General features: G+C 45.3%; 21 protein-coding genes and 1 other annotated feature (1 of these 22 cut by a window edge). All 21 genes read right to left on the bottom strand.

The features are described 5' to 3' along the window. Positions 1–19 precede the first annotated feature (19 nt). The 21 genes from ACH33_RS18210 to metG all read right to left on the bottom strand — a co-directional run bounded on the left by ACH33_RS18210 (position 20) and on the right by metG (position 21,639). Positions 20–1,651: a putative polysaccharide biosynthesis protein gene (locus ACH33_RS18210; protein WP_057897129.1), complete on the bottom strand. Its 1,632-nt coding sequence runs from the start codon at positions 1,649–1,651 to the stop codon at positions 20–22. A gap of 186 nt (positions 1,652–1,837) precedes the next feature. Beyond that, entirely contained in the window at positions 1,838–2,380 is a 543-nt protein-coding gene (spoVT, locus tag ACH33_RS18220) for a stage V sporulation protein T (RefSeq protein WP_057897131.1), read from the bottom strand. 269 nt (positions 2,381–2,649) lie between these two features. After that, positions 2,650–3,729, bottom strand: coding sequence for a peptidylprolyl isomerase (locus tag ACH33_RS18225; RefSeq protein WP_082706136.1), 1,080 nt, complete (start codon positions 3,727–3,729; stop codon positions 2,650–2,652). Next, positions 3,716–7,273: a transcription-repair coupling factor gene (gene mfd / locus ACH33_RS18230; RefSeq protein WP_057897133.1), complete on the bottom strand. Its 3,558-nt coding sequence runs from the start codon at positions 7,271–7,273 to the stop codon at positions 3,716–3,718. Before mfd ends, ACH33_RS18225 begins: the two co-directional genes overlap by 14 nt. Before the next feature lie 87 nt (positions 7,274–7,360). Further along, positions 7,361–7,582, bottom strand: coding sequence for an anti-sigma-F factor Fin (locus ACH33_RS18235; protein WP_057897134.1), 222 nt, complete (start codon positions 7,580–7,582; stop codon positions 7,361–7,363). A gap of 83 nt (positions 7,583–7,665) precedes the next feature. After that, a complete protein-coding gene (pth, locus tag ACH33_RS18240; RefSeq protein ID WP_057897135.1) occupies positions 7,666–8,226 on the bottom strand; it encodes an aminoacyl-tRNA hydrolase in 561 nt (186 codons plus the stop codon). Between the two features lie 66 nt (positions 8,227–8,292). Further along, positions 8,293–8,976 (bottom strand): 50S ribosomal protein L25/general stress protein Ctc, encoded by a 684-nt coding sequence (locus ACH33_RS18245; RefSeq protein WP_082706137.1) that lies wholly within the window; start codon positions 8,974–8,976, stop codon positions 8,293–8,295. Positions 8,977–9,038: 62 nt separating this feature from the next. Then, on the bottom strand, positions 9,039–9,989 hold the full coding sequence (locus ACH33_RS18250; RefSeq protein ID WP_057897137.1) for a ribose-phosphate diphosphokinase: 951 nt from the start codon (positions 9,987–9,989) through the stop codon (positions 9,039–9,041). Between the two features lie 31 nt (positions 9,990–10,020). Next, on the bottom strand, positions 10,021–11,385 hold the full coding sequence (glmU, locus tag ACH33_RS18255) for a bifunctional UDP-N-acetylglucosamine diphosphorylase/glucosamine-1-phosphate N-acetyltransferase GlmU (RefSeq protein WP_057897138.1): 1,365 nt from the start codon (positions 11,383–11,385) through the stop codon (positions 10,021–10,023). Positions 11,386–11,634: 249 nt separating this feature from the next. Further along, positions 11,635–11,925 carry a septation regulator SpoVG gene (gene spoVG / locus ACH33_RS18260; protein WP_057897139.1) on the bottom strand — a complete coding sequence of 97 codons (291 nt, stop codon included), beginning with the start codon at positions 11,923–11,925 and terminating at the stop codon, positions 11,635–11,637. A gap of 142 nt (positions 11,926–12,067) precedes the next feature. Next, on the bottom strand, positions 12,068–12,439 hold the full coding sequence (locus ACH33_RS18265; RefSeq protein ID WP_057897140.1) for a RidA family protein: 372 nt from the start codon (positions 12,437–12,439) through the stop codon (positions 12,068–12,070). A 21-nt stretch (positions 12,440–12,460) separates the two neighbouring features. Next, entirely contained in the window at positions 12,461–13,288 is an 828-nt protein-coding gene (gene purR / locus ACH33_RS18270; RefSeq protein ID WP_057897141.1) for a pur operon repressor, read from the bottom strand. A gap of 76 nt (positions 13,289–13,364) precedes the next feature. Next, positions 13,365–14,222, bottom strand: a complete 858-nt coding sequence (gene ispE, locus ACH33_RS18275; RefSeq protein ID WP_057900179.1) for a 4-(cytidine 5'-diphospho)-2-C-methyl-D-erythritol kinase — start codon at positions 14,220–14,222, stop codon at positions 13,365–13,367. A gap of 154 nt (positions 14,223–14,376) precedes the next feature. Further along, positions 14,377–14,562 (bottom strand): small, acid-soluble spore protein, alpha/beta type, encoded by a 186-nt coding sequence (locus ACH33_RS18280; protein WP_057897142.1) that lies wholly within the window; start codon positions 14,560–14,562, stop codon positions 14,377–14,379. Positions 14,563–14,650: 88 nt separating this feature from the next. Continuing rightward, positions 14,651–14,923 (bottom strand): biofilm formation stimulator Veg, encoded by a 273-nt coding sequence (gene veg, locus ACH33_RS18285; RefSeq protein ID WP_057897143.1) that lies wholly within the window; start codon positions 14,921–14,923, stop codon positions 14,651–14,653. A gap of 256 nt (positions 14,924–15,179) precedes the next feature. After that, positions 15,180–16,052 carry a sporulation peptidase YabG gene (gene yabG, locus ACH33_RS18290; RefSeq protein ID WP_057897144.1) on the bottom strand — a complete coding sequence of 291 codons (873 nt, stop codon included), beginning with the start codon at positions 16,050–16,052 and terminating at the stop codon, positions 15,180–15,182. Positions 16,053–16,106: 54 nt separating this feature from the next. Next, positions 16,107–16,991, bottom strand: coding sequence for a 16S rRNA (adenine(1518)-N(6)/adenine(1519)-N(6))-dimethyltransferase RsmA (gene rsmA / locus ACH33_RS18295; RefSeq protein ID WP_057897145.1), 885 nt, complete (start codon positions 16,989–16,991; stop codon positions 16,107–16,109). Then, a complete protein-coding gene (gene rnmV / locus ACH33_RS18300) occupies positions 16,988–17,539 on the bottom strand; it encodes a ribonuclease M5 (protein ID WP_269465348.1) in 552 nt (183 codons plus the stop codon). Before rnmV ends, rsmA begins: the two co-directional genes overlap by 4 nt. Positions 17,540–17,607: 68 nt before the next feature. Then, positions 17,608–18,672, bottom strand: coding sequence for a resuscitation-promoting factor (locus tag ACH33_RS18305; RefSeq protein ID WP_057897147.1), 1,065 nt, complete (start codon positions 18,670–18,672; stop codon positions 17,608–17,610). A 178-nt stretch (positions 18,673–18,850) separates the two neighbouring features. Then, positions 18,851–19,624, bottom strand: coding sequence for a TatD family hydrolase (locus tag ACH33_RS18310; RefSeq protein WP_057897148.1), 774 nt, complete (start codon positions 19,622–19,624; stop codon positions 18,851–18,853). Between the two features lie 29 nt (positions 19,625–19,653). Next, entirely contained in the window at positions 19,654–21,639 is a 1,986-nt protein-coding gene (metG, locus tag ACH33_RS18315) for a methionine--tRNA ligase (RefSeq protein WP_409359907.1), read from the bottom strand. Positions 21,640–21,726: 87 nt separating this feature from the next. Beyond that, positions 21,727–21,892: a binding site (T-box leader), on the bottom strand (it continues 67 nt past the right edge of the window).

Below are 21,892 nucleotides of genomic sequence, written 5' to 3' on the forward strand. Positions count from 1 at the left end.
TTTCGTCCCCTTTCGTTAATTAATCATGCAGAAGCCGCAATTTTAACAACAGCGGAATGATTTTTCTGCCCGCTTCCGTGCTTGCTAAATCGGCGCGTCGTACCGTTCCCGATAAGAGCAGGGCGATAGCATACATAATAACACCCGCACTAACGGCGATCAGACTTACTACGGTAAAATACAGTCGTTCAGAATCAAACACGCCTGCCAGTCCGCGTTCCGCTGCCTGCCGGGCAACAAATACAGCAAGCCCCATCACCGTGACCGCCAAAAATGGTTTAGCAAAGAAGGAACGAAGCCCGAATCTTGCGCCTGTAAAACGAGATACCGCGCATAAATTAAGAATCGTAGCAACAATATGAGAAAATACGGTGGCAAGCGCCGCACCGGTAATCCCGAAAAGTGGAATCAGCAAAATATTTAATAGAAGTTTGATGACCACGCCAATAAACAAATTGCGCACCGGAAGGGTTACCTCACCCATCCCCTGTAGGATTCCAGCTGATGTAATGCCGAGCGTTGAGAAAATGGTTGTAAACGAAAGTACCATTAATGTCAATGTTCCATTTCCATTCTCATACAGCATTACATTTACTGGACCGGCAACAATAGCCAAACCGAGGGAAGCTGGCAAGCCAAATAAAAAAGTCAAGCGAAGCGCCAGCTCCGTACGCGCAGCGATCAAATGGTGTTGCCTAAGCGCCTGCGCTTCGGCAATTGCCGGGACAAGCGACAGGGAAAGTGCTGTGGCAAAGAAGGCGGCAAACTGCACAAGCGGCTGGCCGCGATCAAAAACTCCTTTTAACTGATACGCCGCTTCCGCCGTATTTCCTCCCCGCATCAACATGCTGACAACAGTAAATGAATCAGAAAGCTGCATCAGCGGAAGCACAAGGGAACCAAGGCATATCGGAATTGCGTAATAAAATAATTTACGTACGATTTCTCCAACCGTTTCCTTCCTGTATGAATGCTTCCCTGCGCTTTCCCAAACCTGCCGCTGCACGCTCTGGTTACGTTGCCAGAAAACCAGCATAAGAATAAACGCGAAAAATGCTCCTGTTACCGCACCAAATACGGCACCTGCACCGGCAAGGTACACATCTCCGGTCGTCTTCATAAACCAGTAAGATAAGACAATAATGGTAGCCACCCGCACGAACTGTTCGCCAATCTGTGAAACGGCGGTCGGCACCATGTTATGATGGCCTTGAAAATATCCTCGCATTGCCGCCATTACCGGTACAATAAGCAGAGCAAACGATACGCTTCGAATCGGCATGACTAACTTTTCATCTTTCATGAACTGTGCCAGCGCCGGTGCCCCAAACCAAAGCAGAAGGAAAAACAAAAAACCAGTTAGCGTCAATACACCCGCAGATACACGAAAAATTTTGCGCGCTCCGTACACATCGCCAACCGCAAGCTTTTCAGCCACAAATTTTGAAATGGCAATCGGGAATCCAGCCGTTGCAAGGATAAGGAGCGCGCTATATAACGGATATACCTGAGTATACACGTAATAACCAAGGTCGCCTGTAATGTTCTGGTACGGAATGCGATACACAACGCCAAGCATCTTTGATAATAGCGCTCCCGCTCCCAGTATGGCAGCTCCTTTCAAAAAAGAGGCTCCCTGAGTCTTAGACATAGATTTCCCTCTCTTTTCCCAGTAAATTCTCGGATATTATATCACAAAAAAACGTCAGAGCGGGGCCTGTCAAGCTTGCCCTCCTGAAATAGCTTATGCCGGATAGAGGGCGAACTTTCCTTACAATAAAAAAGCTCTCTGGCAAAATATTTTGCCAGGGAGCTTTCCACATTCCTAATACTTCTCCTATTGCTCCATTTGCTTTGCCAGAAAACCGGCTGCGGTTTCAACCAGCTTCACTTCTAGGTCGCCCATCTTGGCCTGATCACTTTTCGTCAGAAGAATGACGGAGCCAATCGGATCACCGCCGGCAATAATCGGAGCGATGACATACGAAGAATACTGTTCTTCATGGTCACGAATGATCTCATATTCGCCTGCGTTCGTTTGCAGATGTAAGCGCCGTTCTTCCATGCAGGTTTCCACAATTTCACCAATCGGCTTGTCCAAGTATTCTTTCTTGGAAGCGCCAGATACAGCTATAACGGTGTCGCGGTCACTGATTAGCGTAATATGACTCGTACTTTCATACAACGAATCAGCGTATTCTTTGGCGAAGTCACCGAGTTCTCCAATCGGCGAATACTTTTTCAGAATCACTTCTCCATCACGGTCGACGAAAATCTCCAGCGGATCACCTTCGCGAATGCGGAGCGTACGGCGAATTTCTTTCGGAATTACCACACGCCCTAGATCATCGATTCGGCGCACAATACCAGTTGCCTTCATAATTCTTGATGCCTCGCTTTCTTAAAGTGGTTAAATGACTGCAACATATGATTAGCTTGCTTGTAGTATTTATCTCCTGACGGGAGAATATTCACCATCTCTTGTTCAATCCGCATACCTGTATTCCTCAAGAAAAACTCGCGGGATTATGCCTAGTCCTTTTTCCACATGGAAAGAAAGCACATGTCGCTTTATCACTGTAAAGCAGAATATACTTCTTATACAATAAGAAAAAGCCTTGCGAATTCGCAAGGCCTGAGTGTAAAGAATTATTTATTCTGGGATGTCTGGTCGCCATTCGGTTGCACCGGAGCCGGTTGTTCATTCGGTGCAGGCGTGCTCGGCACAGGCTGACCTGGCTGTCCCGGTGCACTTGGGGCAGACTGTTTCGGCTGCTCTTTAATCATGGATGCCGGAATTTTTTCTTCCTTGATGATACTTTTTACTTTTGTCGTTAAGAATTCACCCTCTTTTTTCTGCGCTAGCATGTAGGTAATATCTTTTTTCACTTCATCATATGTCCGCACTTTTCGCTTTTCAACACGCATGATATGATATCCGAATTTCGTTTCAATCGGATCGCTGATTTTGTTGAGTGGTAGCGTCATGGCCGCCCTTTTGTACGGCTCTGCCGTCTGCTCTAAGGTAGTCCCATCAGGCATCGGATATTGATATAGACCGCCTGTCTCTTTACTGCCCGGATCGTCCGTATTTTCCTTCGCCAGTTTGGCAAAATTCGCACCATTTCGCAGCTGCTTCACAAGCTCTTCCGCTTTTTTCTTCGCTTCCGCTTTAGAGCGTTTGTCCGTGCCAATCAGAATATGGCGTACATCTACCTGGGTTAGGTATCCCAATTTTTTTGCCTGTTCATATTCCTTTTTCTTGTCTTCTTCCTTAATATCTTTGGAAAAATAAGAAATCATTTTTACCTGATCAAGGAAAAAATCCTTCAACTCTTCTTCCGTTACTTTGTGATTGGCGTAGAACTGATCCATTTTCTCCGATTGTGCAAGTTGCTGCTTAGCAAATTCCTCAAATTGAGAAAAATTCTGGTTCGCTTCTTTTTTCATTTCATCAGTCTCTTTCACCTGATCAGCAATATGCCTGCTCATGATCTGGTAATGAAGCACTGATGTCAACGCTTCTTTATCTCCCGCGTCAATCACCCCCGCCATACCCGGATCAATGGCTTTGATCACTTCTACGTAATTCTTATATGCCGATTCCGTAATTTCTTTGTTGTTGTCATATTTGGCGACAACGGGGTCGTTCTTTCCGCATCCTGCAAGTACAGTTAGTGTCAGAACGCCTACCGCAATCAACCTCCCGTACGTTTTAGTTGGCCACATCAGCTACTGCCTCGCCTTCTTGTTTCTTTTTTAATTCATCGAATTGCATGAGGAAATTCTCCACAAGCTCAATACTTTCTTCATGATTTAGCCCTTTGACCTTTATGCCGACCACAACCTGTTGCCCTTGACGCGAGGGCGTAATTCTCCGCAGAAGAGGCCCCTTAATTTCGTAGAGGTCACCCCAATCCACTTTAGTACTCTGATCTTCGTGGAAGACAAGTTGAATCGTATCTCCCTTTTGGCTGATCTCCACAATACGATGTTTTCTCGCATGCACGCGCAGTTTGGACACCAGCAACAAATTCCGAACGCTTTGCGGAATATCACCAAAGCGATCCTCCAGTTCTTCTGTTAATTCATCAATTTCTTCAAAAGAAGAAACGGCCGCGAACTTCTTGTACATCTCGATTTTCTGCTTTCCGTCCTGAATATAGTCGGACGGAATAAATGCATCGATCGTCAAATTAATCTCCGGATGCACTTCTTCCTCTTTCTTCGGCTCACCTTTCAGTTCCTCAATCGCATCCTTCAGCATCTGACTGTACAAATCAAAACCAACGGATGCAATGAAGCCGTGTTGCTCCGCTCCAAGCAAGTTCCCCGCGCCACGAATAGACAGGTCACGCATCGCGATTTTAAACCCAGAGCCTAGTTCCGTAAACTCTTTAATCGCTTGCAAACGCTTTTCTGCAACCTCATTCAACACCTTATCACGCTGGTATGTGAAGTATGCATACGCAATCCGATTGGAGCGACCCACACGCCCGCGCAACTGATACAGTTGTGACAGTCCCATACGGTCAGCATTTGTTACAATAAGCGTATTTACATTTGGAATGTCCACACCTGTCTCAATAATGGTTGTGCTGACAAGGACATCGGCCTCGCCCTCCAAAAAACTCAACATGACAGATTCAAGTTCCGTTTCACTCATCTGACCATGGGCAACCACCACTCGCGCTTCCGGAACAAGCATGCGAATTTGGTCTGCCATCTGTTCAATACCCTGAACTTGGTTATAAAGGAAATAAACCTGTCCTTCACGCGCTAATTCGCGTTCAATGGCTTCCCGTACAAGCGCACCGCTGTATTCCATAACGTATGTCTGTACCGGGAAACGGTTTTCCGGCGGCGTCTCAATGATCGACAGATCCCTCACGCCAAGCATCGACATGTGCAGTGTACGCGGAATCGGAGTCGCTGTCAATGTCAAAACATCCACATTTGTCTTTAACTTCTTCAACTTTTCCTTGTGTGTAACACCAAAACGCTGTTCTTCATCGACAATAAGCAGGCCTAAATCTTTGAATGCCACGTCTTTAGACAACAAACGATGCGTACCGATGATAATATCAACCGTTCCGTCTTTTAATCCCTTGATCGTCTGGTTCTGCTCTTTCCGGGTACGGAACCGACTAATAACTGCGATGTTAACCGGGTAATCGGCAAATCTTTCCCGGAACGTCTCATAATGTTGCTGAGCGAGGATCGTCGTTGGAACAAGCACAGCTACCTGTTTTCCATCCATGACGGCCTTAAATGCGGCGCGAATAGCCACTTCTGTTTTCCCATAGCCAACATCACCGCAAAGCAAACGATCCATGGGACGCGGCTTCTCCATATCTTCTTTAATTTCACGAATCGCCCTAAGCTGATCCTCCGTCTCCTCATAAGGGAACATCGCTTCGAATTCACGCATCTCTTCTCCATCTTTGCTAAAGGCGTATCCTCTTGCCTGCTGACGCTCCGCATACAAACGAATCAAGTCCTGGGCAATATCCTGCACAGAAGCGCGGACTTTACTCTTAACTTTTTTCCAATCACTTCCGCCCAATTTGTATACTTTCGGCTCTTTTTCTTCACTGCCGATGTACTTTTGTACCTGATCGATTTGTTCAATCGGAACATATAGCTTATCATTGCCAGCATATTTAATATGAAGATAATCTTTATGAATACCATTAATTTTAAGCGTTTCAATCCCCAAATATTTTCCGATACCATGATTTACGTGCACAACATAATCTCCAACCCGAAGCTCTGTGTAGCTTTTAATGCGCTCAGCATTGCTCAAATTTTTCCGCGTCTTTGCTGCTTTGCGCTGCTTCTGGGTAAACACTTCGGTTTCTGTAATCACTACGAGGTGCAGCATCGGAAGTTCAAATCCGCTTTGCAGATTGCCAAGGGTAATAACCGGTCTTCCACTTTCCAGCGCTTTTTCCGGTGAAAGGATAATATCCGCTTCAATATCATAGTCATGAAATACGCGCTCCAAACGGCGCGCCCGTTCTTCATCTGCCGCGCAGAATACTACGGTGGCCTTGGCTTTCTTCCAACGTTCCATTTCCGTTTTAAGCACATTCATCTGACCGTGGAAATTCTGCATCGCTTTACAGTTAAAGTTCACAACGTTCTGTGGATTCGTTTTCGGCACCTGACGCAAAAAAAGTGAGGCATGAAGAATCTTCCATTTTTTCGGCGCAATAATGTCTTCCAGTGAATGAGATAATTCAATATCAGGAAGAAATTCCCCTTGCTGTATTAATGTCGTCTTCCATTCTGCTTCATCTTTTTCCAATTGAGCGGCCGCCTCTACAATACGGGAAGGCTCATCAATCACGACAAGCGGAGAACATGACATATAATCTATCAGTGTTTCATTTGTCCGATAAAGAAAAGAAATATATTTATAGATTCCCGTAAATGAATGACCCTGACGAAGCTGTTCAATCTCCCATCCGACTTTTTCCAAAATTTTCTCTCTCGCCTGAATGTCTTTTACCTTGGGCAATGCACGGCTCATATGCTCTTCAAGCCTTTCCGCCGCTCGGTTAAACACCGCTTTATCGCCAAAGACCTCCCGGGTTGGGCCGATAACCACTTCGGATAAATTTTCAATGGAACGCTGGGTGGAAATATCAAATGTCCGGATAGAGTCAACCTCCGCATCAAACAATTCGATCCGAACCGGATTTGCCGTGTATACGGGGAAAATATCGATAATTCCCCCACGAACGCTAATCTCGCCACGCGCTTCTACCATTTCTACCCGCTCATATCCAAGCGCTACCATCTTTGCTAGAAAACTATCCAATTCAATTTCGCTTCCAACTTTAATGGAACACTGGGCTTGCCTCCACTCATCTACAGGCACGACCGAACGGCGCACTCCGGCATATGGAACAATAAGCACGCCTTTTTTTCCTGCGGAAAGAGCGTTCAATACTTCAATTCGCTGGCTAAGCGTCTCCGGGCTAGAAATGGATACTTCTGAGATAACCATTTCATTAGCCGGATACAGCCATAGCTCATCAGGGGAAATCAACTGGCTCATATCATCATATACTTTCTGAGCCTGGAACATATTGTGCGTCACAATTACCAGAGGTTGCTCCATTTTCTGATAAAGTGCGGCATAAAATATCTGACGGGCCGAGTTACTTAACCCGGATGCTAACTGTTCGCGCAACCCTTTTTCGAAGCTTTCCACAATCGCCTCGAATTCGCTGTCACGCTTAAATCTTTCTACCAGACCCTGCAATCACCCTTCCTCCTCTCCTTATAAGAAATTACAAATAAAATCAATGCAAAAATAAGCCTTAGCGCAAAAGCCAAGGCCCTGTCTGCTTTATTGCAAAGGATACGTAAGCTCAGGATAACGGTGGATGGCTTCACTACAATATTCACATGTTATGCTTACCACAATATCCCCGTTTGCTTCATAGCTAATTATATGTTTCCTCTCATCGGGGGTCAAGGAATGAAACCCCAGGCGCTCTTCTGTTGCTTCGGGATGGTCGATGGCCGCATACAACATACCGCAATGCGGACAAATGTATCGTATCTTCATATTTATGCCTCCCGGAAATACGATATGCTCATTCTTATTCTTTCCAGAAGGTAAGTGTGACATACAGTGCATTTATAGATTCATTAATTGAATTGATTCATCACGCGCAAAAATGACATACCCATCCATGTTTTCGCCGCTTCCGCTGATTTCTTAACCGCTTCCTGCACTTCGGCCAGTTCCTCTGGTGGAAATGTGGAAAGCACATAGTCTGCGACTTTTCTTCCTGGGGCAGGGCGTCCGATACCAATTTTAATACGCTTGAACTCTTCTGTGCCCAGATGAGCAATCAACGATTTCATCCCGTTATGTCCGCCTGAACTTCCTTTGGTACGCAGACGAATTTTCCCGCATGGTAAGTCGAGATCATCATAAATCACCAACAAACTTTCCTTTGGATCAACCTTGTAAAAACTTATAAGCGAACCAACACATTCGCCGGACAAGTTCATATATGTTAAGGGCTTGACAAGAAGCACTTTCTCGCCTCCGACCCTGCCTTCGCCAATCAATCCTTTGAACTTTCCTTCTCTTAACGGAATATCCCACGCTTCCGCAAGAAGATCAACGGCCCAAAAGCCAACATTATGTCTGGTCATTTCATACTGCTGGCCCGGATTTCCCAACCCCACGATTATTTTCATACCATTCTCCCCTTATTTTATAACATTGAAAAAGCGCAACCGACCGGTTACGCTTTTTCGCAACGTTTATCCTCTATCCGGCGCCGTGTCGCCGGAGCTATTCTCTGCATCGGTTCTATCCGCCGCTCCTGCGTCCGCTTCGGCTTCTTCAGCGGCTATGTCTGTTGGCTGAGCCTGCGACGGCACAATACTCAGCACCACTTCATCACCTTCATGCTTCACTTCGATACCATCTGGGACAGTAAGATCGCTTACCGTCACCGAATCGCCAATTTGCAAATGTTCAACATTAAAGGTAATTTTATCCGGAATTTCGCTAGGCAAGCAACTGATCGTTAGCTCACGCAACATATGCTGTAAGACGCCGCCGTTCTTTACGCCTTCGGCCTCTCCTTCGAGGACAACCACCACGGTGGTGTCAATTTTTTCGTTCATATTTATCTTGTTGAAATCCAAATGGAGCACTTTATTTTTAATTGGGTCGCTCTGTACGTCTTTAACCATGACATTGTAAGAAATTCCATCTACATTTAGCTTGATGACGTGATGTAATCCCTGACGATTAGCAATCTGGATAAATTCACGTTCTTCAACCGCAATCGGCTCACTCTCCTTACCATCTCCGTATAAGACGGCAGGAATTTGGCCTTTGCCGCGTAACTCTGTTAGAATCGAGTGCGATCCCAATTTCCTTTTTTGAGCTTTCAATTCCATTGCCATATTATTATCCCCTCCTATTGTAAGGTTCATAGCAATATCATTATCTACCTTACCCAATAAAAGAAGGGATCAATCACAAAACAAGGAAAAAATTAATCGAACAGCTTGCTTACCGATAATTCTTCGTGTACGCGAATGATCGCTTCTCCGATAATCGGTGCTACAGATAGTACTTTAATTTTATCGATTTGCTTTTCAGATCCAAGCGGGATTGTGTTCGTTACAATCAGTTCTTTAATGCTGGAATTTTGAATGCGCTCAATGGCCGGGCCAGATAATACCGGATGCGTACAGCAAGCATATACCGCTTTGGCTCCCGCTTCCATCAAAGCGTTCGCCGCCAGCGTAATGGTTCCTGCTGTATCAATGATGTCATCGATAATAATTGCTGTACGACCTTCAATATTACCGACAATATTCATTACTTCCGCTACGTTCGGTTCCGGGCGGCGTTTGTCAATGATGGCGATTGGTGCCTCTAGACGCTCAGCAAGTTTTCTCGCACGCGTCACACCACCATGGTCTGGAGATACAACAACGATATCTTCCAGTTTTTTCTCAATAAAATGCTTAGCAAGGATCGGCACCCCAAGCAGATGATCCACTGGAATATCAAAAAATCCCTGAATCTGCGTGGCATGGAGGTCCATTGTAATCACGCGGTGCGCTCCGGCCGTTTCAATCAAATTCGCCACTAATTTTGCCGTAATCGGGTCACGCGCCCGCGCTTTGCGATCTTGACGGGCATATCCATAATAAGGCATGACCACGTTGATACTCTTTGCTGAAGCACGCTTCAGCGCGTCCACCATAACAAGAAGTTCCATCACATGTTCGTTTACGGGCGCGCAGGTGGATTGAATGACAAATACGTCAGCACCACGTACACTCTCATTCAGTTTAATCTGTACTTCACCGTCGCTAAAATGAACAACTTGCGCATTTCCCATTGGAAGACCAATATGATCTACGATTTCTTTCGCCAAAGCCGGATTAGAATTACAAGTAAATACCTTTAACTTTGGGTCGCGATAATTCGCCATACTCCTGTTAAACCTCCATACCTTTCATAACTTATTTCTTTATAATTTTCTTTGCGTAATCTTCTTTATTAATCTGGCGTTCGCGGGCAATTGCCAGCGCCCCATCCGGAACGTCTGTCGTAACTGTGGAGCCCGCCGCTATATACGCGCCTTCGCCTACCGTTACCGGCGCTACAAGATTTACGTTGCATCCAATGAACGAACGATCTTTAACAATCGTTTTGTACTTGTTTACACCATCGTAGTTTACTGTAACGGTACCGCAACCAACATTTACATTCTCTCCGATTTCGGCGTCACCTAAGTACGTAAGATGGGAAACTTTACTTCCTTTGCCCAGAGACGTATTCTTAATTTCGACAAAATCACCCACTTTCGCCCCTTCACCAATATGGGAATGCGGGCGAATATATGCAAACGGACCCACCGTGGCATCGCTGTCCACGCGACTATCCATCAGCACAGAGTGCTTAATTTCCACGCGGTCGCCCACCTGGCAGTTCTTCAATTGACTATGCGGACCAATTATACATTCCTCACCGATAACGGTGCCAGCGCCAATCAACGTACCCGGGTAAATCACAGAATCGCGCCCAATCACCACATCCGTTTCAATATATGTGCTGGATGGATCGATGATGGTAACGCCTTCTCTCATGTGTTTAGTAAGAATGCGCTCTCGCATAAGCGCTTCCGCCTTTGCGAGCGCTACCCGATCATTAACACCAATGGTTATTTCTTCCGTTACAGATGCTTCAATACGCTCGCCTTGTTTTTTAAGGATCTCGATTACATCGGTTAGGTAGTACTCGCCTTGCGTATTATTATTATCAACTTTCTCAAGAGCGGAAAACAGCTTTTCATTATCAAAACAATACGTGCCCGTATTGATCTCTCTCACGCGCTGTTCCTCTTCATTCGCGTCCTTTTGCTCGACAATTCGTTCCACAGCCCCGTCCTCACCGCGAATAATGCGGCCATAGCCCGTAGGGTTGTCCATAATTCTGGTTAAAATTGTTCCGGCAGCCTGTTTTGCCTCATGATGAGCTACCAGAGCAGAAAGTGTTTCAGAGCTGATTAGCGGCTCGTCACCGGACAGAACAAGCGTCGTTCCTTTTTTTCCTTTTAAAATTGGAGCTACCTGCATCACGGCGTGAGCGGTTCCCAGCTGTTCTTCCTGCATTGCATACTCAACTGCATTTCCCAGCTGTTCCTTTACTTTGTCAGCTCCATGCCCCACCACGACAACGATACGAGCCATGTCCAGCTCTTTAAGGCTGTCAACTACATGCTGAACCATTGGCTTACCGCAAACGGGATGCAGTACCTTGTACAGCTTCGACTTCATTCGTGTTCCTTGACCAGCAGCTAATACAACCGCAAATTTATCCGACATGGTATCCTCCCATTTTGATAAGTTCCACAATGACTATATCTTAATTGCTTTCCTATTTCAAGATACAGAGAAAAAGAGGGACAAAAACAAGCCCGTCCTTTTCCTTTCAAGGAATAGGCGAGTAGTCGTACCTATCTTGCCTCTGCAACCTATTTGTTTTCCTGGGGGATTACCAGTTTCCAAACATATACTTTCCTATACCACAAGAAAAAGGGCCCCTCTCTGCAAGGCCCCTTTGAAACCATAAAATTAAGCTCCTTCTTCCACGAGTTCTTCTGTATTATTATTCCCTACACGCTCATATTCAGCCAATACGGCAGCTTGAATTTTCTCGCGAGTAGACGAAGAGATAGGATGCGCGATGTCGCGAAATTCTCCTTCTGGAGTACGTTTGCTCGGCATGGCCACAAACATACCGTTGTTTCCGTCGATAACACGAATGTCATGCACAACAAACTCATTGTCAATCGTAATTGAGCAAATCGCTTTCATGCGACCATCCGTGTTTACGCGACGAAGTCTTACGTCCGTCACTTCCATGTCTGCTCACCACCTTTTACCAATTATCAGAAGCTTGATAACTGTAATTCAACAAAGGTGGAAAAAAATCCTTCTATATCCACAAAAATTTTTTAAGTTTTTTACAATTTCAGCATTTTACCCTATTGACATGTTATTTATCTTATACTGCTGCTATCATTTCAATTTCTAGGGAAACATCCTTTGGCAACCGTGCTACTTGAACGAGAGAACGAGCTGGACGATGCTCGCCGAAGTATTCTGCATAAATTTCGTTAATAGTGGCAAAGTCGTTCATGTCTTTCACAAAAACGGTTACCTTTACTACATTATTCAACGTAGCGCCAGCTGCCGCCAGCACAGCCTTCAGATTAGCGAATACTTGATGCGTTTGGGCTACAATGTCACCTGTTACTAATTCGCCTTCGGGTGTTAACGGAATTTGGCCTGACGTATAAATAAAGTTTCCTACCTTCACGGCTTGAGAATAAGGGCCAATGGCCGCTGGAGCTTGATTAGTAGAAATTTGTTCCATGAAGATCCCTCCAACATTCATTCATATTTCTTTTTTAAAATAATTTCCTAATTCAAGACGAATTTCTTTATCGCGCACATCTACTTCCGTCATCCGCAGCAGCGAAATATAATCATCCACCAAACGCTCTTTTACATTAGCCGTCTCCATAAAAATGCCAACACCTACTACTTCAGCCTTAAATTCTTCCAACAAATCCATCATTCCCCGAATGGTGCCACCAGCCTTCATGAAGTCGTCAATAATGAGAACTTTAGAATGCTCAGGCAATCCACGGCGGGCAAGAGACATCGTCTGAATGCGTTTGCTTGAACCGGATACATAGTTAATACTTACTACGGAGCCGTCAGTCACCTTGCTATAACGGCGTACAATCACAACCGGAATGTTTAAGTAATGTGCTGTGGCATATGCCAGTGGAATTCCTTTTGTTTCCACTGTCATCACATAATTGGCCTCCGCTTCCGCGAAAACGGAAGCAAATACTTTACCAATTTTGGACAATGCTTCCGGCTCCCCTAGCAAATCAGCCATGTAAAGATAGCCACCTGGCAGCAAACGGCCCGGACTTTTCAGCATTTCGCACAAATCCTCTACAACAGTTCGTGCTTCCGTAGCGTTCATCATCGGAATGTACTTCACTCCGCCCGCTGCTCCTGCAACTGTCTTTAGCAGTCCGACTCCTTCTAACTCAAACAATTCTTTAATGATTGACAAATCCTCGCTAATTGATGATTTTGCAGCTCCGTATTGATCCGCGAAAAAAGTTAGCGGAATTAATTTATGGGGACGAGCCAGCAAGTGCTGCGTCATATCTACCAGCCGTGCACTTCTCCTTAACTTTTTCATCTACGTACGCTCCTCCGTATTAAAAACCGAATATTATGAAGTGAATATACCACTTATGTACGGATTTACGCAAGTGCTACCCGTTATTTTCTCCTAAAATACGCACGGCATATACCTCCTTACAAAAACCACGCAGTCCATTATAAACCCGGTTCATGCGCGATTCATGCTCCGTCAGCGCAAACACCGTTGGACCGCTTCCCGACATTAAAACACCATCTGCACCAAAACGATACATTCTTTCTTTAATCTGACGTACCTGAGGATGCATTTTCAGCGTCACTGCTTCTAAATGATTGTTCAACGCGCGACATACACCGACAAAATCCCCCTGACGAATCGCCGCAATCATTTCACTGGACTTTCGCCTTTCTTTCAGTTCCTCCACCCGTAATGCTCCGTACACTTCTGCGGTTGATACACCAATAGGCGGCTTTGCTAAAATGACCCAGCAAGGGGGCAGACACGGCAACGGTTCAATTTTCTCGCCTCGCCCACGTGCCAATGCAGTTCCTCCATACACGCAAAAAGAAACATCAGAACCAATATGCGAGCCTAGCTCGGCCATCTCCGCCATGCTCATATTCAGATTCCACAAGCGATTCAATCCTTTGATAGTAGCTGCCGCATCGCTGCTTCCGCCCGCAAGGCCAGCTGCAATCGGAATCTGCTTGTCAATATAAATATGAACCCCACGCTTAATGCCAAAACGTTCTTTTACCAGCCGGGCTGCCTGGTATACATGATTTCTCTCATCAAGAGGCAAGTAGCTTACGTTACAATCAAGCGTAATTTTGTCTTCCTTCCGCGGGTAAATGGTCAATCGATCGGCTAAGTCGATTGTCGTCATTACCATTTCAATCTCATGGTAGCCGTCCGGACGCTTTGCCAATACATCCAGCGTTAAATTAATTTTTGCCGGAGCTTTTATCATAAGGTAAACATCGTTCACCAATTCTTTCTTCCCTTCCACTTTATGCTTTGCTTATTTTAGCATTAATCGCTTCCCTTTTCCACGTGGAAGCAATATAATACGCATAATATGAAGAGGCCAGGCATACATTGCCTGGCCTTAGTCGGGAAAAATGTTATTTGCCGGGATTCTGTTTTGCAAGCGCTTCTTCGGCCAGCTGGATGGCCCGCTTCACCATATTCCCCGCGTCGCGGGTCGTGATGCCGCCCCAGCCCTCCCGCTGAACCGTTTCATAAAATCCAAGGTCTTTAGCCAACTCATACTTGAGTCTGTCCGACATAATCCCTCGTCTGCGTGCCATGTACATACAGCCCCCTTTATTTCCCGTACGCATAGTATACGTAAGAAAGCAAAATAAAAAACAGCAGGATATAAAATCCTACTGTATATTACTGTTCAAGCGAAATGCGAATATGTTCATTGTTACGGCAAATGGTAAGTTCCACCGTCTCTGTAAGCACATCCGCATAACTGTATGACACACGCTCAAAAGCATGTTTGTCCTCATCCAACTTCACAATAAACACTGACGGGTATGTTTCTTCCAGTACACCCGTTCTTTCCACGGTCTTACGACGTCCGCCATTGGCACGGAGTAAAATCCGTTCTCCAATGTGATTATCTAAACTACGTTTTATATCGTGTAACGTATTTCTCGCCATTCAGACCACCTCACTATATGTAAGTATATCACCACCATTATAGTATGTCAAATAAATTGAAAATTATAGCAAGACTACAGAAAAGCTGTCAACAATTTTTTATCAAGAAAGCGCTTATAAATCTTAAAAATCAAAAAAATAAGAAAAAGGTTGTGCTTTATAAAGCAACGCTTTCTTTCATCCCACGGTTTTCATCGTGGGATGAAAGATGGACGCTAACGACCCAATAATCCTATAATTTCAGGCGTATGGAGTGTTAATGCGGCTTCGGAATCCCGAAACGAAAGCAACCTTTTGTTTCGATACCTCCTACACCCTCGATTCCGGTAATCGTATTCTTGACCATCTCAAATATGTTTACGGATTGCTGAATCGATGTATACGCCACCTTTTCGGCTATGTATACAGGATCGAGAGTATGGATGTTAATACGCTTGGGTGAACTGGCAAAATTGGCGCCCGCGTTTAAAATAGCTTCAAAATAGGACTGGCAAGCTCCCGCGAAGATGATAAGGCTGTCTTTGCCCTGCTGAAACATCCGAGCTTTTTCTACCGCCTGGACAAAATATTTGGAATTACGGTAGCTATTCAAATCATCCGCCGGCCCGCGCTTGCTCTGTAAAGCATCATGTCCGGTTAGCACCAAAATATCCGGCTGGTGCTTTTCCAGCATAGAAATAATTTGTTGAGGGAAATCTTTTTCTGGAATATGATAGCCGACAGCAGGTACTTTTAATTGCTCATATACAGTTAAACATTTCTTCAAATAATTTTTGTCTCCATCAACATGAAGCACTTTGCCCGGCCAATCAAATGAACCACCCATTTCCTTTATATAATTTACCTGGCGCCACATATTCCTCTCACGTGCAGAGCGTCGTTCTTGCTCAATCATTCGCATTGCTTCAATATGTTTCTGCTCAGATTTGCTCCGTATTTTTGCGATTTCCTCTTCTGTTACCTTTACAAGATCGCTGAGCGGTGCATCTGCCATCAGACGGTAATCCAAACCAATGAGCGAGCATGTGCCTTTTTCCTGATTAATATCAACAATTTGAAACAATAAATCACATCCGTGCGACTTCCGAGCCACAATATCCCCGACACGCAATTTCTGACTGGGAAACATAAAAAACCCCCTTTTCCTCACATCGTATGCTTGCCGGGAAAAAGGGTTCGCCTTTTATTGCCCCTCAAACGCATGGGCTATGATGTTGCTTAGCCGGGCAAATTCCTCAATCGACAGCGTTTCCCCGCGTCTTGCCGGATCAATTCCCGCTTCCTTAAGCACCTGCAGCATTTTCTCTTTCTTATCTTTGCCAAATAAATTGTTCATAAGGTTGTTCGAAAGAGTTTTGCGACGTTGCGCAAAGCTTGCTTTCACTACGCGGTAAAATATTGCTTCGCTTACCACCTCAACAGCTGGCCGTTCCCGAATGCGAAGGCGCAATACCGCAGAATCGACATTTGGCTGCGGAATAAAGACGCTATGTGGCACAACGGTAATTATTTCCGCTTCTGCGTAGAACTGTGCCAGCACGGTCAACGCACCATACGCTTTGCTACCAGGAGACGCGGAAATTCTTTCTGCCACTTCCTTTTGAACCATTACGACAATATTTTCAAGCGGCAGCCTCTCTTCCAGTAACTTCATCAAAATCGCACTAGTGACATAGTACGGCAAATTCGCCACAACGCTAACCTTTTTTTGCTCTTTAAATTTTTCTTTGATTAACAACTTTACATCCATTTTGAGTACGTCACCGTGAATGACTTCCGTATGTGGATATGAAGACAACGTGTCCTTCAGAATCGGTAGCAGGCGCTGATCAATTTCGATCGCCACCACTTGTCCCGCTTGCCGGGAAAGCTGTTCGGTCAATGCACCAATACCGGGGCCGATTTCGAGTACGCCTTTTTCTTTCGTAAGCTCGGCCGCAGCCACAATTTTACTCAGAATATTTAAATCGATTAAGAAATTTTGTCCTAAGCTTTTCTTGAAAGAAAATCCGTACTTTTTCAGAATTTCTTTGGTTCTTGTTGGTGTTGCAATATCGCGTATGGTCATTTCCGTTCCTCCTGTGCCTCCACCCAAGCCAGCGCTTCCGCAAATTCTTCCCGCGTAATTTGCAGCATTAAAAGCCTCTTGTGAAGCTGTTTGGCATTGGCGTAGCCAATCCCCAGTTTTTCTCCTAACAGTATGCGACGTTCCTTTGCCTGTGCACCACCGATCAAGCCAGCATCAATCATATCCTCTATTGTGATTTGTTCTTTAGGCGCCTCCGCTTCTGTACGTACCTTCGCCAGCGCTTTGCGGATCGCTTCCGGTGACGCGTACTCTACACCCAAATTCCGTTTGCCCTGGCTGTCGGCCTTTCTAATAAACGCATGCTTGCAGCCGGGAACGGCCTGACTAATAATTTTGCGAATCCGCTCCCCCTGATAGTCGGGGTCAGTGAAAATAATGACGCCCCTTGTCTTTTGCGCTCTGCGAATTCGGTCAATTACCCGCTCAGGAATAGCCGAACCGCCCGTTTCGATTGTATCCGCCTCAACCGCTCGTTTAATCGCAACAGTATCAGATTTGCCTTCAACTACAATGACTTCTTTAATCATCACATCTATTTCCTCTTTTCACAAAAAAGACAGGGAAAAACCCGTTTTCCCCTGCTTGTATCATACAATTAATTTGGTTTTTTAGGACCGATAACATGCACCGTTTTGTACTGGACGCCAAAGTCTTGGGCTTCCTGTTCGGATTCAAAAAACAAATCCATACGGTTGCCTTTGATAGCGCCCCCAGTGTCTTCAGCTTTACGAAAACCGTACCCTTCAATATAAACCCACCAGCCAAGAGGTACGACATCCGGGTCTACTGCAATGGTTCTTCCCTCTTCCGCGGTCGCTCCCGTGGCGGTAATCGCGTATCCCGCATCGCCCGGATTCTTGCCGGTTGAAGATGCATGCGGCGAATATGCAGTCATTCTAACGCGCAGCGTTCTGCGTGGAGTAAAGTCTCCTCCCTCCAGTCTAGAGCCACTACGTGACGCAGCTATCATCCGCATCGTTCCAACGGCTACGATATGGTCTTTCCAGTCGCGCAGCACCTCGGAATCGACAAGCTTCTTAGAAGCCAGCTTGCCATTGACATAAACAACCTCATACCGTTCCAAAATTTTTCCCTGCTGGCCTTGTTGGATAACTTTTCGCTCTCCCTGCGGCATTGTGTTATCCTTACGCTCTTTTGTACTGAAGGCTACCGTTTTCTCATTGTTCACGATCTTCTTGGTGATTCTTGTGACCGTCACTGTTTGGTTCTCTTTTACAGCCTGACCAGACGCCGGTTCTACTCTGTCCAGCGGCCCAAGCCTGATTTTTTGTTCCGCCAGAATATCTTTGACCTGGCGTTTTACCGTCATCACTTGCTTCTTCTGACCCGCTACGTTAATTGTTACTTTTCTTGCCGGTATGTATTTTACCTCCATACCATCCGTCAACACCGTCTCCATTCCGAAATTCAATTCATCGAACTTCCCCGGCGTTATCCCTTTCTCAGCCAGAAAATCTCCCAACGTTTTAGATTTGGTTTTTACGGTCATTACTTTGCCATCATTTATGAAAGTAATCTTCTTTGTTTTCCATGAATTAAACAAAAACACAAGACTTACGATAACAATCATCGCAACAGCGGCCAGAAGAATCCACATACGATTCTTCCAAAAATCCAACTGAATATGATTTTGTTCCAAAGTCTATCTGCCTCCTTAAACGGTTGAGAGTCATTGTAGACGATCCTCTGAAAATTTGTCAAACCAGTTTTTTACATGAGATTCTACAAATCTTGCAGAATTTCAATGGGATAAAAGATCCAAAAAAATCTCTCAACCGTTGATATACTTGAGGCAGAAAATCTTAGAAATGCTTCGACTATTCCTGAATATGGAATAATTTTTTAGCATTTTCTGTCGTAATTTGAGCTAATTCTTCGAAAGAAATATTTTTGATCTCTGCGATTTTTTCGGCGACATACCGTACATATCCACTCTCATTGCGCTTGCCGCGGTATGGTTCCGGCGTTAAATACGGACAGTCCGTTTCAATCAATAGCCGGTCAAGCGGCACCCATTCCGCCACTTCTTTTGGCTTCTTAGCATTTTTGAACGTAACCGGCCCACCAAGCGAAATGTAGAAATTCATATCTATGCATTGCCGGGCCATTTCTGAGCTACCAGAAAAGCAGTGCATAATCCCGCCTACTTCTTCCGCTTTTTCCTCACGCAAAATATGAACAATATCCTGATGCGCTTCCCGATCATGAATAATGATTGGAAGCTGCAATTTTTTGGCAAGGCGAATCTGCTTGCGGAATACTTCCTGCTGCACATCTTTCGGTGATGTATCCCAATAATAGTCCAGCCCAATTTCGCCGATAGCTACCACTTTTTCCTCTTCGCGTGCCAAGTTCTCAATCCATTCAAGATCTTCATCTGTCAACGTTTTGGCATCCTGAGGGTGCCAGCCAATGGCAGTGTAGATAAAGTCATATTTATGGGCCAACTCGAGAGACGTACGAATCGTCTCCCGGTTGTACCCGATATTGCAAATGTAAGAAACACCGCTTTCCCGTGCACGGGTAATTGTGGCATCCCTATCTTCATTGAATTTCTCATCATTCAAATGGGCGTGTGTATCAAACAGCACTATAACAGCCTCCTTTTGGGTCCAGACACCTATTTTACAATCGCCCCGTTCGGCATGCTGTCAGGAACGGTCGCAAGAGTGAGTTTGTCTCCTTCAGATGCGGCCAAAATCATTCCATTCGACATTTCACCACGCAGCTTTACCGGTTTAAGGTTAGTGACGCAGATCACTTTCTTGCCGATAAGGTCTTCCGGACTGTAATGCTTGGCAATACCGGATACGACCTGGCGTTTTTCATAGCCGAGATCCAGTTGCAGCTTCAACAATTTATCTGCTTTCGGAATTTTTTCCGCTTCGATAACCTGCGCCACGCGTAATTCCACTTTCATAAAGTCATCGATATTGATTTCGGGTACGGCTGGCTTCTCTTCTGTTTTAGCTTGCGCCTGTTCCTTCTTTTTCTTATTTTCTTCCGCCTGTTTACGCGCTGCTGCCGTTGTCTCATCAATAACGGCAATTTCTTTTTCCAGATCAAGGCGTGGGAATAACGCATCACCCTTGTTTACTTTTATGCCGGCCGGAAGCGCTCCCCACTCTTTTGCCGACTCCCAGCTTGTAATATCTTCATTTCCCGTAATACCCAGCTGCGCCCAAATTTTGCGCGGTGCATGTGTCATAAACGGTTGCAAAGCAATAGAAATAATACGAATGCTTTCCGCCAGATTGTACATAACTGTACCAAGGCGTTCTTTATTGGCTTCATCTTTTGCCAGCACCCATGGCGTTGTTTCATCAATATATTTATTTGTGCGGCTCACCAGATCCCATAGGCTGTTCAACGCACCGCCAAACCGCATTTCGTCCATGTGCTCTTCGAGACCAGTAACTGCTTGACGCGCCACATTGCGCAGGTTTTCATCCACCATTTCCGGCGCGGTCGGAGCCGGAAGCACGCCTTCAAAATATTTCTCAATCATCGCTACCGTCCGGCTCACCAAATTGCCAAGGTCATTCGCTAGATCAAAGTTCAAACGCTGGATAAATGCTTCCGGCGTGAATACGCCATCTTGACCGAACGGAATTTCACGCAACAGGAAGTAGCGAATCGAGTCGGAACCGTAACGTTCGATCAAAAATTTTGGATCGATAACATTGCCTTTCGATTTCGACATTTTTCCATCTGGCATAAGCAGCCAACCATGACCAAATACCTTCTTCGGTAATGGCAAGTCAAGCGCCATTAGAATAATTGGCCAATAAATCGTGTGAAAGCGAAGAATGTCCTTACCGATCATATGGACATCAGCCGGCCAATATTTGTTAAATTTCGTGTCATCTTCGCTCATATATCCTAGCGCGGTAATATAGTTCGTCAGCGCATCAATCCAGACATAGATAACGTGCTCAGGGTCGTTCGGCAACTTAATGCCCCAGTCGAATGATGTGCGGGATACGCTCAAGTCTTCCAGACCCGGCTTAAGGAAGTTATTTACCATCTCATTGCGGCGGGACTCTGGCTGAATAAACTCCGGATGCTCTTCGATGTATTTCAAAAGCCGATCTTGGTATTTCGACATACGAAAGAAATAACTTTTTTCTTTCACAAGCGAAATTGGGCGTCCACAATCTGGACAAATATGTTCTCCATCCTTTTTCGACTGATGCTCCGTCCAAAACGCTTCACAAGGCACACAGTAGTAACCTTCGTATTCGCCTAGGTAGATATCGCCTTTATCAACAAGCTTTTGGAAGATCTTCTGCACGGCATCTTTATGACGCTTCTGGGTAGTACGAATGAAATCGTCATAGGAAATATCAAGGCGTTCCCATAAGTCCTTAATCCAATCAACAATCGGATCAATAAATTCCAACGGTTGCTTGTCTTCCTGCGCGGCGCGTTGCTGCAGCTTCTGTCCATGCTCGTCCGTGCCTGTGAGATAAAACACGTCGTATCCACGTAAACGCTTATAACGGGCCAGCGCGTCGCAGGCGATTGTCGTATAAGCATTTCCGATATGAAGCGTATTGCTCGGGTAATAAATCGGTGATGTAATGTAATACGTTGGTTTACTCATCTTACTCATCCTTTCACCAAAAAAATGAGGAAGAAAACTTGCGAGCACTGCCCGCTCGCTTTCTATGAAAAAAGGCTCCCCATCCCCATATGGGACGAGAAGCTCTCGTGGTACCACCCAAATTCCCTGTCTTCCTAGCTTTCCAGTCAAAAGAAGACAGGCTCAATCCCGTAACGCGGGAAACGTTGCCCCCTAACGCATCATGCGCTCGAAAGCAAAAACTCCGGGGCCATCTTCATCCCGCTCCTTTTAC

Origin of the sequence: Aneurinibacillus sp. XH2 (genome assembly GCF_001439585.2) — a bacterium.
GTDB classification, from domain to species: Bacteria; Bacillota; Bacilli; order Aneurinibacillales; family Aneurinibacillaceae; genus Aneurinibacillus; species Aneurinibacillus thermoaerophilus.